Annotated in this window: 10 protein-coding genes; 2 read left to right on the top strand and 8 right to left on the bottom strand. The window is 62.7% G+C overall.

Annotation, left to right across the window (positions count from 1 at the left end; all coding sequences use genetic code 11):
- The first annotated feature begins 105 nt into the window (after nucleotides 1–105).
- Together ASH00_RS02325 and ASH00_RS02320 are read left to right on the top strand one after the other, a co-directional pair.
- Complete coding sequence (locus ASH00_RS02325) at nucleotides 106–2,265, top strand: cytochrome c oxidase assembly protein (protein WP_082565845.1); 2,160 nt, start codon at nucleotides 106–108, stop codon at nucleotides 2,263–2,265.
- Nucleotides 2,262–4,271 (top strand): NHL domain-containing thioredoxin family protein, encoded by a 2,010-nt coding sequence (locus ASH00_RS02320; protein ID WP_056544459.1) that lies wholly within the window; start codon nucleotides 2,262–2,264, stop codon nucleotides 4,269–4,271. The genes ASH00_RS02325 and ASH00_RS02320 overlap by 4 nt, the downstream gene beginning before the upstream one ends.
- Here ASH00_RS02320 and ASH00_RS02315 read toward each other — a convergent pair.
- The 8 genes from ASH00_RS02315 to ASH00_RS02280 all read right to left on the bottom strand — a co-directional run bounded on the left by ASH00_RS02315 (nucleotide 4,268) and on the right by ASH00_RS02280 (nucleotide 13,229).
- A complete protein-coding gene (locus ASH00_RS02315; protein WP_235563123.1) occupies nucleotides 4,268–5,251 on the bottom strand; it encodes a hypothetical protein in 984 nt (327 codons plus the stop codon). The genes ASH00_RS02320 and ASH00_RS02315 overlap by 4 nt on opposite strands.
- A 31-nt stretch (nucleotides 5,252–5,282) precedes the next feature.
- Nucleotides 5,283–7,022, bottom strand: a complete 1,740-nt coding sequence (locus tag ASH00_RS02310; RefSeq protein WP_056544456.1) for a helicase HerA-like domain-containing protein — start codon at nucleotides 7,020–7,022, stop codon at nucleotides 5,283–5,285.
- Nucleotides 7,023–7,143: 121 nt separating this feature from the next.
- The gene (locus ASH00_RS02305) at nucleotides 7,144–8,451 is read right to left on the bottom strand and encodes an ABC transporter ATP-binding protein (protein ID WP_056544454.1); all 1,308 of its coding nucleotides are present in this window, start codon (nucleotides 8,449–8,451) and stop codon (nucleotides 7,144–7,146) included.
- A 44-nt stretch (nucleotides 8,452–8,495) separates the two neighbouring features.
- Nucleotides 8,496–9,341, bottom strand: a complete 846-nt coding sequence (locus ASH00_RS02300; protein WP_056544451.1) for a carbohydrate ABC transporter permease — start codon at nucleotides 9,339–9,341, stop codon at nucleotides 8,496–8,498.
- Nucleotides 9,338–10,270 carry a carbohydrate ABC transporter permease gene (locus ASH00_RS02295; protein ID WP_056546506.1) on the bottom strand — a complete coding sequence of 311 codons (933 nt, stop codon included), beginning with the start codon at nucleotides 10,268–10,270 and terminating at the stop codon, nucleotides 9,338–9,340. The genes ASH00_RS02300 and ASH00_RS02295 overlap by 4 nt, the downstream gene beginning before the upstream one ends.
- Nucleotides 10,271–10,299: 29 nt before the next feature.
- Nucleotides 10,300–11,625 (bottom strand): extracellular solute-binding protein, encoded by a 1,326-nt coding sequence (locus ASH00_RS02290; protein WP_056544448.1) that lies wholly within the window; start codon nucleotides 11,623–11,625, stop codon nucleotides 10,300–10,302.
- A gap of 212 nt (nucleotides 11,626–11,837) precedes the next feature.
- Nucleotides 11,838–12,266 (bottom strand): aspartate 1-decarboxylase, encoded by a 429-nt coding sequence (gene panD, locus ASH00_RS02285; protein WP_200954731.1) that lies wholly within the window; start codon nucleotides 12,264–12,266, stop codon nucleotides 11,838–11,840.
- A 102-nt stretch (nucleotides 12,267–12,368) separates the two neighbouring features.
- Complete coding sequence (locus tag ASH00_RS02280; protein WP_056544442.1) at nucleotides 12,369–13,229, bottom strand: LysR substrate-binding domain-containing protein; 861 nt, start codon at nucleotides 13,227–13,229, stop codon at nucleotides 12,369–12,371.
- Nucleotides 13,230–13,317: the final 88 nt, after the last annotated feature.

The raw sequence follows: 13,317 nt of genomic DNA, 5'->3' as shown, positions 1-13,317 counted from the left end.
ACCAACCGGTGGCAGCCCTCGCTTCGTTTAACCCAGGGAACAGCCAGTTTCACCGTCCGTGCGACAAACCCCCTTAGTTGGCCGTTGTTCTACTGCGGGTAGACAATGGGAAGCGTGGCCACAACAACGAACCAGTCGAAGCACGGCAGCGCCGGTGCCACCGGTGAGCGAGGCGTCAAGCCGGGCTGGCTGATCGCCGCAGGAGTAACAGTTCTTCTCGCGGTGGTGCTTGCGCTCGCGTTCTCCGGAGCAGCAGCACCACGCCAGCTGAGCGACCCGGGCGTACTGACACGGTGGGGCCTGCCTGTCTCAAAGGCACTCCACAACGTCTCCGTCGCCGCGGTCATCGGCTCCCTTGTCTTCGCGGTGGTGATCCTGCCGCGTCACGTCCGCCGGGGCAGCGGATCCAGCCGCTCCAGCCGTGCGGATGACCCGGCCCCCGATACTGAGGAGACTCCCGCCTTCGCCAGGGTCATGGCGCTCGCGTCCTGGGCAGCTGTCGCCTGGACCCTTTCGGCGCTGGCAGTCCTGGTGCTGACCTACTCTGATGCCGCAGGGCTGCCCCTCAGCAGCGATCCCGCGTACACCCAGGGTCTGGCCTCCTACCTGACGGACTTCGACACCGGGCGGGCCTGGCTGTCCACCACCATGATCGCCGCAGTGGTTGCCACCATGACCTTCGGCGCGCGGTCAAGCCTATGGCTGGCACTCACGCTCGTGCTGTCGATCGGCGGCCTGGTTCCCATGGCCCTGATCGGCCACTCAGCGGGCGGTGATGACCACTATGCCGCGATCAACTCCATCGCGCTGCACCTCGTGGGCGTTTGCCTGTGGGTAGGCGGGATCATTGTCCTGGCTGCGATCGGCGGAAAACTTGGACCCCAGACGACGGCGGTGCTGAAGCGCTTTTCCGCGCTTGCCGGCTTCGCCTTCGCTCTGGTCTTCCTCTCGGGCGTCATCAACGCAAGCCTGCGCATCGGCAGCCTCTCCCAGCTCGGCTCCGAGTGGGGCCTGCTGGTGACCTTCAAGGCGATCGCCACCATTCTCCTCGGCGGTATCGGACTGATGCACCGGCAGTGGATCATTCCGCAGCTGGATACCAACATGTCAGCCCGCCGTGTGCTGTGGCAGCTCATCGCCGTCGAGCTTGTGATTATGGGTGCCGTTTCCGGTGTTGCCGTTGCGCTGGCGAGGACGGCGCCGCCGCGCTCCGAAGAATTGCAGCCTGACGCCACCCCTGCGCGCATCCTCACCGGCTATGAGTTGCCTCCGGAGCCGACGCCGATGCGCTGGCTCACCGAGTGGCGTCCCGACTGGCTGTGGATCGCGTTCACCGTCACTGTTGCTGTTGCCTACATTCTGGGCGTGATGAAACTGCACCGCCGCGGTGATTCCTGGCCGGTGCTCCGGATCGTTTCCTGGTTCATCGGGCTGATCGCGCTGACGTACTTCACCTCCGGAGCTCCCGCCGTGTACGGCATGGTGCTCTTCAGCGCTCACATGATCGACCACATGGCGCTCACCATGGTGGTTCCGCTGTTCCTGGTGATCGGCGCACCCGTCACGCTTGCACTGAAGGCGCTCACACCCCGCGGAGACGGCAGCAGGGGCATCCGTGAATGGATCCTCGTGATCGTCCACTCGAAGTTCTCGGCACTGATCACCCACCCGCTGTTCGCAGCGGCGAACTTCGCCGGGTCCATCGTGATCTTCTACTATTCGCCGCTGTTCGGCTTTGCCCTGCGCGAGCATGTGGGCCATGAACTCATGAACCTGCACTTCCTGCTCACCGGGTACATCTTCGTGCTGACGATGATCGGCACAGACCCGATCCCACGCCGTGCACCCTACCCGCTGCGACTGGTACTCCTTTTCGCGACCATGGCCTTCCACGCTTTCTTCGGTGTTGCGCTGACCGGCGGCACCTCGCTGCTGCAGGCGTCCTGGTTCGGAAACATGGGCAGGGAATGGGGGCCGTCGGCGCTTGCGGACCAGCAGATCGGCGGTGCAGTGACCTGGGGCATCGGTGAAATCCCGACCCTCCTCCTGGCGATCGGCGTGGCCGTGATGTGGTCCCGGAGCGATGCGAAGGAGTCGCGGCGCACGGACCGGGCCGCTGATCGGAATAACAACGCCGAGCTGTCGGCTTATAACAACATGTTCGCCTCACTGGCAGAGCGGGACCGCACCGGGTCCTCGAGAGTCAGTGGGCCACACGACCCTCCCGCAGGACAGCGCACAACCCCCACAGGAGACCTTGAATGACCGAAACCTCGCTCCGCGTCGACTACCGCGTTCGCGCTTCAGAACTCGTCGGCCGGAACTGGCTCAACACCGGGGGCAAACAGCTCAAGCTTGAGGATCTGCGCGGGAAGATTGTCCTGCTGGATTTCTGGACCTTCTGCTGCATCAACTGCCTCCATGTGCTCGATGAGCTTCGGCCGCTCGAGGAAAAGTACTCGGATGTTTTCGTCACCGTGGGCGTCCACTCGCCCAAGTTTGAGCATGAGGCGGATCCCGTTGCCCTCGCGGCGGCAGTCGAGCGCTACGAGATTCACCACCCGGTCCTCGATGACCCGGAACTGGACACCTGGCAGGCCTACACCGCCCGCGCCTGGCCTACTCTGGTGGTCATCGATCCGGAAGGTTATATCGTTGCCCACCTGTCCGGCGAGGGGCACGCGGCGGGACTGGAGTCCCTCGTTGAGGAACTGGTGGCCGAGCACGAGGCGAAGGGCACCCTGCACCGCGGCGACGGTCCGTACGTGCCCGCTGAACCGACCGCCGGCAATCTCCGCTTCCCGGGCAAGGTACTTGCACTGCCTGCTACCAACACCTTCCTGGTGGGGGACAGCGGCCACCACCGGCTGGTGGAACTTGAGGCTGATCTCGAGACCGTGCGGCGCACCATCGGCTCCGGCACGCGGGGTTTTGCCGACGGCGGTCCTGGCGATGCCCAGTTCAATGAACCGCAGGGCCTCGCCCTCCTTCCGGCACCGATCGCGCGGAAGGTGGGTTACGACGTCGTAATTGCGGACACCGTGAACCACCGGCTGCGCGCGGTGTCGCTTGAAACCGGTACGGTGACCACTATCGCGGGCAACGGTGTCCAGCGGCTGCTCGATGCCGGCAACCAGGTCAAGGCCCGCCCGGCGGAGCTGCAGGAGGTCTCCCACGATCTCGGTGGTGACGCCGCTGACATACCGGAGGACGCCACGCCGCGGCTGGAGGACGCGTTCCTCGGTACGGACGCCCTCGCAGTCTCGTTGTCTTCGCCGTGGGATGTCATCTGGTCCACCACCCTGGAGCGGGTTGTCGTGGCCATGGCGGGCACCCACCAGATTTTCACGTTCGATCCGCTCAGCCACGCTGTGGACATTCTCGCGGGCACCGGGCTTGAGGGCCTGCTCGACGGTGATTCGTCCGCTGCCTGGTTTGCCCAGTCCTCCGGGCTGGCTGAAGATGCGCACGGAAACATCTGGGTCGCTGATTCCGAAACCTCCGCACTGCGGGTCCTGAGCTTCCTGACGGTCAACGGCAGGAGCCGGACGCAGGTGCAGTCGGCCATCGGTACCGGGTTGTTCGACTTCGGGTTCCGCGACGGTGAGGCCGGGCAGGCCCGCCTCCAGCACCCGCTCGGTGTCACCGCCCTTCCGGACGGGTCGGTTGCTATTGCCGACACCTACAACGGAGCTATCCGCCGGTATGATCCGGCAACCCGTGAGGTTTCCACGCTCATGCGCGGGTTGGCCGAGCCCTCTGACGTACTTGTTGACCACGCGCCGCTGGAATCAGGCGGCGAACCGCTGCTCATTGTTGTCGAGGCGAACAAGCACCAGCTCGTGCGGCTTCCGATTCCCAGGGAGGCTCTTGCGGTGGATGAGGGTGCCTCGCAGACGCAGCGGCCAAAAACGGCCGTGGCTGCAGGGGACTTTGGCGTAACAGTCCGGTTCAGTGCGCCGAAGGGCCAGAAGCTTGACGACCGGTGGGGAGATCCGACGCAGCTCAAGATCTCCTCGTCGCCGGAGTCCCTCCTGGTCTCAGGTGCGGGGACCGGAGTGGGCCTGACACGTCGCCTGGTGCTCTCCGGTGATGTTCCCGAGGGCGTCCTGCATATCACCGCGCGTGCTGCGGCCTGCGACGGTGAGCCCGGCGGCGACATACCGGACCATGCCGCGTGCCACCTCTACCAGCAGGACTGGGGAATCCCGGTGACCTTCGATTCCAACGGCGAAACCGAACTCACGCTCGATCTGCGGGGGCTGGACTAGTACTCCACCACGGGGGTCACGGTGATGTCCTCGTCGGTAACGGCGAGGCGCGCGGTGAAGCCGAACTCCTGCGGCACGCTGACAGGTTCAATGAGGCCCGTAAAGAGGTCCTGCAGGCTCGTCTCCAGCAGGACAGTGCCGGTGAGCGGAGAGATCACCCAGTCGCCGTTGAAGGGTTCAATGCGTACTTCCGGGTATTCCGTGATGGACCAGGTGATGGGCCCGGCTACCCGGTTCCCGGTTTCGAAACCAAATGGGCAGTTGGCTGGTTGGAAGACGGTTTGCTTGGCGCACGTGTCGAGGAACGTCTTCAGCTGGGCGGTCACAGCCTCGGTCAGTGCCGGCGTTGCTGCCGTAGCGAGATTCAGGGTGACCGGCGTCTGCTGACGGCCGGTGACGGCGGCCGTCTGGGCCGGCGCAGCAAAGTGTTCGCTTGTGTAGTGGGCTTCCACTTCGGTGGGGTAGAAGGCCGCAAACCGGTTGCGTCCTTCGGGCATCAGCACCCGTGTGCCGTTGAGTGTGGCCTCGTTCTGGTTGATGACCGACACTTCCAGCGTGGGCAGAGTTGAGGGGACAAACTCCCACCGGTTGAAGAACAGCCACTCAGTGCCGGTCTTCTCAAGGAGGAACGTGGTGGTGTGCGCGGTGTCATTGATGGTGTAGGAGACGCCAATTTCAACGCGGTTTTCGCCCGCCGGTTGCGGCGTACCCACCTCGACGTTCTCTACACCCTGCGTAGCTCGCTGCAGGGCAGGCCCGTCGAGGAGTGCCGCATTTGCGTCAGGAACAGTGGCATTCAACAACCCGAGTGCCCGTTCTCCCTCGCCCTGGCGGAGCGCCTCAAGGTAGCTTTCCACCTGCTGGTGCGGGCCGAACATGTGGGTGTTGACCAGGGTCACCGTGACGATCGCCGCGGCGACCGCGAGCATGAGCCCGAGCAGCCAGGCGGCCAAGACTCGGATCAGGCGGGACGAATGCACCCTCTTACGTTACCCAATGGCGGTGCCGGACCTACCAACGACGACGGCGGCGCCTCCGTTGCGTAGCAAAAAGCCCGCGAACCAGTTCAACACCGATGGTGCCCGCAGTCTTGAGCGCGAAGTCCATCATTTCGTTCCTTTCCTGCTGCTTTTGCCCGGCGGGCGGAGCAGGAGGATGAGCCCGGCCGTTCTCTGGAGCCGGTTGTTCCCGGCGGGTGGTCGGCGGACGGCTACTGGGCCGGCCGAGGATGTCTTCCTCGATCCGGCGTGCCTCGGCATCAATCTCCGCTTGGGAGGGGCGGCCGCGAGGCGGAGTACCGACCGGAGGGGGAGCCGCCGTCGTACGCGGTTCTGCAGTTCCCGTTTCTGTTGTTCCCGGTTCTGCAGGAATGTTTGTGGACGCCGGTTCGGATGCAGAGAGCTTCTCGAAGGCGGAATGGCTGTCGATGGGTGTGCCGTAGTCCGCCAGGAGCGGCGAGGCTGTCACTATGCCCTCGACTACTCCTGCCGGGGATGGCCCCATGGTGGACTGCGGCGAGAACATCCTCGTCCAGGCCACTGGTGTGGGAGCGCCCTTCTCATTCATGACGGTGACCACAGCCTCGCCGATGCCGGCTGATGTGAGAACTTCTTCGAGGTCGTAAGGGCTGATGGGGAAGGTGGAAACCGTGGATTTGAGGGCCTTCGCGTCATCAGGTGTGAAAGCGCGAAGGGCGTGCTGCACCCGGTTGGCAAGCTGGCCCAGCACCTCCGCGGGCACATCACGCGGTGTCTGGGTGACGAAGAAGATACCGACGCCTTTGGATCGGATCAACCGGACGGTGGTCTGGATGGATTGCAGGAAAGCCTTCGAGGCGCCGTTGAAGAGAAGGTGTGCCTCGTCGAGGAAAAAGACGAGCTTCGGCTTGTCGATGTCCCCAACCTCCGGGAGGTCCGCGAAGAGATCTGCGACCAGCCACATGAGGAAGGTGGAGAACAGTTGCGGTTTCTGCTGCAGCGTGGGCAGTTCCAGGCAACTGATGATTCCGCGCCCCTCGGCATCCGAGCGGAGGAGATCGGCCGTGTCGAATTCCGGCTCACCGAAGAACCGGTCCATGCCCTGGGCTTCAAGGGTGATGAGCTCGCGCAGAATCACTCCCGCGGTCGCTTTCGAGAGACCGCCGAGGTTCTCCAGTGCGTCCTTGCCGTCGTCGGAGACGAGGAAGGAGATGACCGCGCGCAGGTCAGCGAGGTTGAACAGCTCAAGGTCTGCCTTGTCGGCGTAATGGAATACGAGCTGCAGACTGGACTCCTGCGTCTCGTTCAGGTCCAGTACCCTGGCCAGGAGCAAGGGGCCGAAGTCGGAGATTGTCGCCCGGATTGGAACACCCACGCCGTCTCCGCCGAGCGAGAAGTACTCTACCGGGAAGCTTTGGGCAGCCCAGGATTGACCAACTGACTGGGTGCGTTTGAGCAGCTTCTCGGCGCCAGTGCCGGGGGTCGAGAGCCCGGTGAGATCTCCCTTGATGTCAGCGAGGAAGACCGGAACGCCGTGGGCGCTCAGCTGTTCGGCGATGACCTGCAGTGTGATGGTCTTGCCGGTCCCGGTGGCGCCGGATACCAGCCCGTGGCGATTCATCATGGCCAACGGCAGCCGGACGGCGGCTTCCGCATGCACATCGCTGTCGACGATCGCCGCACCCAGCTGGATGGACGGTTCATCGAATGTGTACCCGGTCGTAATCTGCTCGAGGTGCTGGGCCGGGGTGTGCTTTGCCTCTTTGCTCGCCATGATGCTCAGCGTACAACCCGCCGCGGGCCAGGGAGGCCGTGCGGCGGGTTGTCTTCAGTCGGTGTCGGTGCAGGTGTCAATCGGATCCGTGCCGATGCCGGGTTGCGCGTCAGTCCCCGTATCAGCTCGCAGCCGCGTGGCTGCCGCCGCTCCTTCCGGTGACAGCGCTCTGCTCGTGCTGGGCGCTCTCGGCCTGACGGGCATTCTCGATCTCTTCGGCCCGCTCCTCACTCGCTTCCGCGGTCAGCGCTGCTCCCGCCTCGGCATCGCGGGTCAGATTCTCGCCGGTCTCAGCGTCAAACAGATGCAGCTTGCGGGTATCCAACCAGATTTCCGACTCGCGGCCGCCACGGATGCGGCTTGCGGCGTCGAGGGTGACCACAACCTGCGGCCGCAGCTCGTCGGCATCCATCTCGCGTGCGAGGTTATTCAGGAGTTCGCGTACTTCGGGGGCGGGATCGAAATTGATGTAGCCATACTGCTCATTACCGAGCCACTCCGTATGGGTGAGAGTTGCCGTGAACGTGGAACCGTGCGGCTTCTTTGCCTCATCCACGAGCTTGGCGTCCTCAAAGAACTCCGGACGGACGCCCACAAGGACCACCTTGCGGCCTTCTGCCTTCGCTGCGCGGTCCGCAGGAATATCCAACGCACCGAGCGCGGTCTGGAGTTTGCCGCCTTCGATGGTGGCCGGAAGGAAGTTCATCGATGGGGAGCCAATGAACCCTGCAACAAAGAGATTGACGGGCTGTTCGTACAGTTCCCGAGGCGAGGCGATCTGCTGGAGCTCACCCTTCTTCAGGACAGCCACGCGGTCCCCGAGGGTCATGGCTTCGGTCTGGTCATGGGTGACGTAGACCGATGTGGTTCCCAGCCGCCGCTGCATCTGCGAAATCTCGGAGCGCATCTGCCCGCGAAGCTTGGCGTCGAGGTTGGAGAGCGGCTCGTCGAACAGGAACGCATCTGCCTGCCGGACGATGGCCCTGCCCATGGCAACGCGCTGCCGCTGGCCGCCGGAGAGGTTGGCGGGCTTGCGCTGCAGATGATCGGTCAGTTCGAGGGTTTCGGCTGCCCCGGTCACCAGACGGTCCACCTCTTCCTCGCTGTGCTTGCCCTTGGCGAGGCGCAGCGGGAAAGCGATGTTCTCATACACCGTCAGGTGCGGATAGAGCGCGTAGTTCTGGAACACCATGGCCAGGTTCCGGTCACGGGGAGCCTTCGAATTGACCCGTTCGTCATTGATGTAGAGATCGCCGGACGTGATGTCCTCGAGCCCCACGATCATGCGCAGCAGGGTTGACTTGCCGCAGCCCGAAGGGCCAACGAGGATGATGAATTCGCCGTCCTCGATGTCGATACTGATGTCATTGACGGCGGGAAACCCGTCCCCATACTTCTTGACGAGGTTCTTCAGCCTTATCGAAGCCATGTTCTGGTTCCTCTTCTTTCAGTTGCTCAAGATGTGTTTGGTACTCAACCCTTGACTGCGCCCTGGGTCAGGCCTGAGACGATCTGCCGCTGGAACAGCAGGACCAGCAGCACAACCGGAATGGTCACGATGATTGCCGCCGCGGAGATCGCGCCGGTGGGGGACTCGAACTGCGAGGCCCCGGTGAAAAACGCAAGCGCCGCGGGCACGGGGCGCGCTGCTTCCGTCGAGGTCAGCGATATGCCATACACGAAGTCGTTCCACGCGATGAAGAAGGCGATGATCGCCGTCGTAAAGACGCCGGGTGCGGCGAGCGGAACAATTGCCTTGCGGAACGCTTGCCAGGTCGTGGCGCCGTCCACCTGTGCGGCTTGCTCCAGTTCCCAGGGGATCTGGCGGAAGAAGGCCGCCAGCGTCCAGATGGAAATCGGGAGCGTGAGTGACAGGTAGGGGATGATCAGCCCGAGCCAGGTGTCATACAGACCGATGTTCCGCCACAGGTTGAACAGCGGGGTGACGATCGAGATGACCGGGAAGATTGAGACTGCCAGCGCCGTCGTCAGGATGAGTTTCTTGCCGGGGAAGTCAAGACGCGCAATGGCGTAGGCGCACAGTGTGGCCAGCACAACTGCGATGAAGGTTGCAATCAGCGAGATTCCGATCGAATTCCGCAGCGCGGAGAGGAAGAGTCCCTGAGCGTCTCCCACCAGAATCTGTTCGTAATTGTCCAGTGTGGCCAAGCCCGGCGTGGGAAGGAAGTTCCCGTTGGTCAGATCCCCGGGTGCCTTGAACGAGGTAGCGAAGATCGATGCCACGGGAAACAAGGCATAGATGAGAACTGCAATCGAGATAATCGTCCAGATGAGCTTTTCGCGGCCAGTCGACTTCATCGCTTTCCTCCTGTTGATCCGCTCAGGTCCACCTTGAATACCTTGATCGCAATGAAGCTGATCAGCAGGACACAGGCGAACAGGAGTACTGACACAGCTGATCCGAGGCCAATCTCCAACCTACTGATGGAGGTTCTGTAGGCGAGGAGGGAAAGCACCTCGGTTCCGTACTGGCCGTTTGTCATGATGAACACGTTGTCGAATATTCGGAACGCGTCCAGCGCCCGGAAGAGGACCGCAACCATGATGGCCGCCTTCATGTTCGGGATGATGACCTTGCGCATCTGCTCCCACCAGGTGGCGCCGTCAACTTTGGCGGCTTCCGTCAGTTCATCAGGCACCTGCGCCAGTCCGGCCAACAGGAGGAGGGAGATGAACGGTGTGGTCTTCCAGATCTCCGAGGCCATGATGACCGGCAGAGCCGTGCTGGCCTGTGCAAACCAGTTCAGGTCCTGATCGATGCCCGGTACCCAGTCAAACCACGAGTTCACATATCCGGAACTGATGTCGAATGCGTAGAACCACGCGTAGGCCGAGACCACGGTGATGATTCCGTAGGGCACCAGGATGGCGGTACGGAGCCAACCCCGGACGGCTTTCAGCGCCCGGTGCATCACCAGGGCAAGGGCAAAACCGAGGACAAGTTCGACGGCGACCGTCACCACCGTGATCAGTGAGGTGACTGCCAGATCCCGCCACCACACCGGATCACCCAGGATGGTCACGTAGTTCTGCAGGAAGATGAACTCGCGCTCGTCGGGAGCCGTCAACCGGAAGGCATACAGCGAATCGAAGAACGCCTGGATGATCGGGTAGAGGGTGACCGCCAGCATGATGATGAAGGCGGGACCGGCGAGTAACCACCCCAGGCGTCGCTCAGCTTTTGCCCGGTCGCTGTAATCGTTGTGAGGGCCGTCGTCGGACTTCATGGCCCGCGGGTTCTTGGTGATTGCGCTGGTCACAGCAGCCTCTCCCCTCTCAGCACGGCGGTAATGAATTCCGCCGATTCCTCCGGAGTGGTTTCCGGCTCCACTTCATCCGGCGGTGTCCAGGTCTGCTGGAGGCCGGTGGAAATTTCGTTGTAGAACGGGGTCTGCGGCCGCGGTGCTGCGAGCTCCAGTGACTGGCGGATGGTCTCAGCCATGGGGAACTGTTCCTCGATCCGGGGATCCTCGTAGGATTCCGAGTTGGACGGCGGGTTGCCGTTGGTCAGGAAGTACTCGGTCTGGTTCTCGGGCTGAACGATGCATTCGATCGCCTTGTACGCCAGTTCAGGGTTGTCACTGTCCGCCCCGACGCCGAGGTTGATTCCGCCCAGCGGGGGAGCAGTTTCCTGGTCCTCGTAAACCCGTGGGTATAGCGCCCACCCGATGTCATCGAGCACTGCCTGATCAAGCGAGCCTCCCTCTACTGCGGACTGCGTGGCAGGCCAGACGAAGGGGTAGTTGACCATGAAGGAACCGGACTCGCCCTGGAAGAGGTTCAGTGAAGTGTTCTCGGTGGATGTTGCCAGCCCCGGTCCGCCCAGCTCCTGATCGCCGATTGTCCCGATGATGCGGGCAGCCTCACGCCCTGCCTCACTGACAAGGCCCAACTCAATCTCGTCAGCGGGTGCTTCCGGAGTTTCGAGGATGGTTCCACCGGCTGACTCGATGAGGGAGTTGATCCATACGGTCATCGATTCGGCCTGTGAGCCCTGGACGCCAAGCTCGACGTCCTGCGTTGCTGCAACCTCCATCAGCTGGTCCCAGGTGACCGGCTGCGACATGTCGAGACCGGCTTCCTCAGCGACGGACTCGCGGTACCAGAGGATCTGCGTATTGGCCCAGAACGGAACCGTTACCAGCTCATCCTTGTACATTGCTCCCTGCAGTGCGCCTTCCAACGTGTTCTCGGTGGTGCGCTCGGCGACCCCTTCGGGTACGGGAGCGAGGAACGTTGCCAGCTCAGGGACGAACGGTGGGTCGATGCTCATGATGTCCAGGGAGTCATCATTCGCGGCCAGCCGGCGTGCCAGTTGCTCGCGCTGGGCAGCCGCATCATTGGGCAGTAGCGAGGTTTCGATCCGGTATTCACCGTTTGCCTGTTCGGTACAGCGCTCCGCGATCGCGGCCTGTCCGCCAGCGTCCGGGTTGATATACCAGGTGAGCGTGGGGACGCCTGATTCCGCTGGTCCGCATCCACTGAGGAGAAGTGAAGCTAGCCCGAGCGTGGTTGCCGTAACGGCACCCGAACGCCTCCGTATCCGCTTCTTCTGCTGCTTGATCCTGCGATTTCCCGGCATGCGTACCTCGCCTCCACCTCGAGTCTGGTCCGCTCCGATCCTGAGAGCCTGTGCCGGTCAAAGGAAAGAAAGCAGCCTTGCCTTTCTGACACTAAGCCCTCAGGGACAAATTCGCTAGGATCCGTTGCCAAGCCGATATCGAAGTGGAAAAAAGCACCAGACCCCGCACATTTGTGCGGGGCCTGATGTTACATCTTCCGGAGATCGGCAGACTAGAGCAGTGCGGCGTTGTTCAGGGCGAAGGGGGGCCGCTGCAAGCCCTCGGTAAGTCCTTCGGCAGGGTCATTGCCCAGTTCGATAATTCGGTTGGCTGTATCCACGTGCACAATGGTGGGCACATAGGACCGTGCCTCTTCGGTGGTCATTGCAGCGTAGGTGATGAGAATGACCGTATCTCCTTCATGCACCAGATGAGCGGCGGGCCCGTTGATGCCGAGGACGCCGGAACCGCGTTCTCCAGCAATGGTGTAAGTTTCCAGGCGTGCACCGTTGGTGACGTCCACAATGGACACCATCTCACCGGGAAGGATGTCTGCTGCTTCCAGCAGGTCCAGATCAACAGTTACGGAACCCACGTAGTGAAGGTCCGCGTGGGTCACCGTAGCGCGGTGGATTTTGGACTTGAACATTGTGCGATTCATCGCGTCAAGTCTACGCTGGCCACCACCGGCCTGCTATGTGGCCTTGCGCACGCTCAGCTGTCCACCGAGACTTGCCACGCGACCGTGGTCAAGAGTCAATGGTCAGGAGTCCGTCGGTTTGCGCAGCGCACGGCCGAGGATGGCGGTGCTCAACGTCTCGACAAGCTCCTGGTTTGCCAGCGGGTTACTCAGCAGTGTGAAGTCCACGTCACCCAGCGGAGGCAGATCGAAGCGGTTGGTCACCTGGACGAGGTCATCGGGAATGAGGGACTGGGGAAAAACGGCCAGCCCGATTCCCGCGCGTGCGGCCGCCAGCACGCCGTTGATTTCCCGGGTATTGCACGTGATCCGCCAGGTCCTGCCCGCCTTTTCAAGTGCTTCGATGGCCATTTGCCGGCTGAGGCTGGGCGCCTGGTAGGCAATCAGCGGGACCGGGGCGCCGTCGTCGAGCGTTGTCTTGGCATGGCCCGCCCACACGAGGCGGTCACGCTGCACCAGGGTGCCCTCACCCGTACCGGCCATGTACTTGATGAGGATCAGGTCCAGTTGACCGGCACGCAGGCGGCGCAGCAGCGGCGGGCTTTGAGACACCGTCAGTTCAAGGTTGATCTGTGGGTAGAGCTGACGGAAGTGCCGGAGGATCCGGGGAAGCTGGGTGATGGCGAGGTCATCGGCAACCCCGAAGCGCAGCCGTCCGCGCATGGCGGATCCAGAGAAATAGGCGAGTGCCTGTTCCTGGGCCGCCAGTATGGTGCGCGCAAACCCGGCCATCGCATCGCCGTTGTCGGTGAGACGGACTTCCCGGGTATCCCGCGCAATGAGCATCCGGCCGGCGGCCTTTTCAAGCTTCCGGACATGCTGGCTGACCGTGGGCTGACTCAGCCCGAGTTTGGCTGCGGCTCCCGTGAAACTGCGGGTCTCGGCGACGGCCAGGAAGGATTTGAGTTGGATGGAGTCGTACACGGGCTACCCTTCGTCCAGCCATTACGTTTCTCAATAGTACTTATAAGCTCGATCACCATTCCTTATAGGTGGGTGGCTGGTTAGCGTT

The organism is Arthrobacter sp. Soil782 (assembly GCF_001428435.1).
Classification (GTDB): Bacteria; Actinomycetota; Actinomycetes; order Actinomycetales; family Micrococcaceae; genus Arthrobacter_D; species Arthrobacter_D parietis.
The sequence above is the reverse complement of the archived record's forward strand: the minus strand, read 5'-3'. Positions and strand labels throughout refer to the sequence as shown.

Excerpts from the sequence above, each read along its gene's own strand:
- ASH00_RS02325 (WP_082565845.1), top strand. The coding sequence starts at position 106 with ATGGGAAGCGTGGCCACAACAACGAACCAGTCGAAGCACGGCAGCGCC.
- ASH00_RS02320 (WP_056544459.1), top strand. The coding sequence starts at position 2,262 with ATGACCGAAACCTCGCTCCGCGTCGACTACCGCGTTCGCGCTTCAGAA.
- ASH00_RS02310 (WP_056544456.1), bottom strand. The coding sequence starts at position 7,022 with ATGGCGAGCAAAGAGGCAAAGCACACCCCGGCCCAGCACCTCGAGCAG.
- ASH00_RS02305 (WP_056544454.1), bottom strand. The coding sequence starts at position 8,451 with ATGGCTTCGATAAGGCTGAAGAACCTCGTCAAGAAGTATGGGGACGGG.
- ASH00_RS02300 (WP_056544451.1), bottom strand. The coding sequence starts at position 9,341 with ATGAAGTCGACTGGCCGCGAAAAGCTCATCTGGACGATTATCTCGATT.
- ASH00_RS02295 (WP_056546506.1), bottom strand. The coding sequence starts at position 10,270 with ATGAAGTCCGACGACGGCCCTCACAACGATTACAGCGACCGGGCAAAA.
- ASH00_RS02290 (WP_056544448.1), bottom strand. The coding sequence starts at position 11,625 with ATGCCGGGAAATCGCAGGATCAAGCAGCAGAAGAAGCGGATACGGAGG.
- panD (WP_200954731.1), bottom strand. The coding sequence starts at position 12,266 with ATGAATCGCACAATGTTCAAGTCCAAAATCCACCGCGCTACGGTGACC.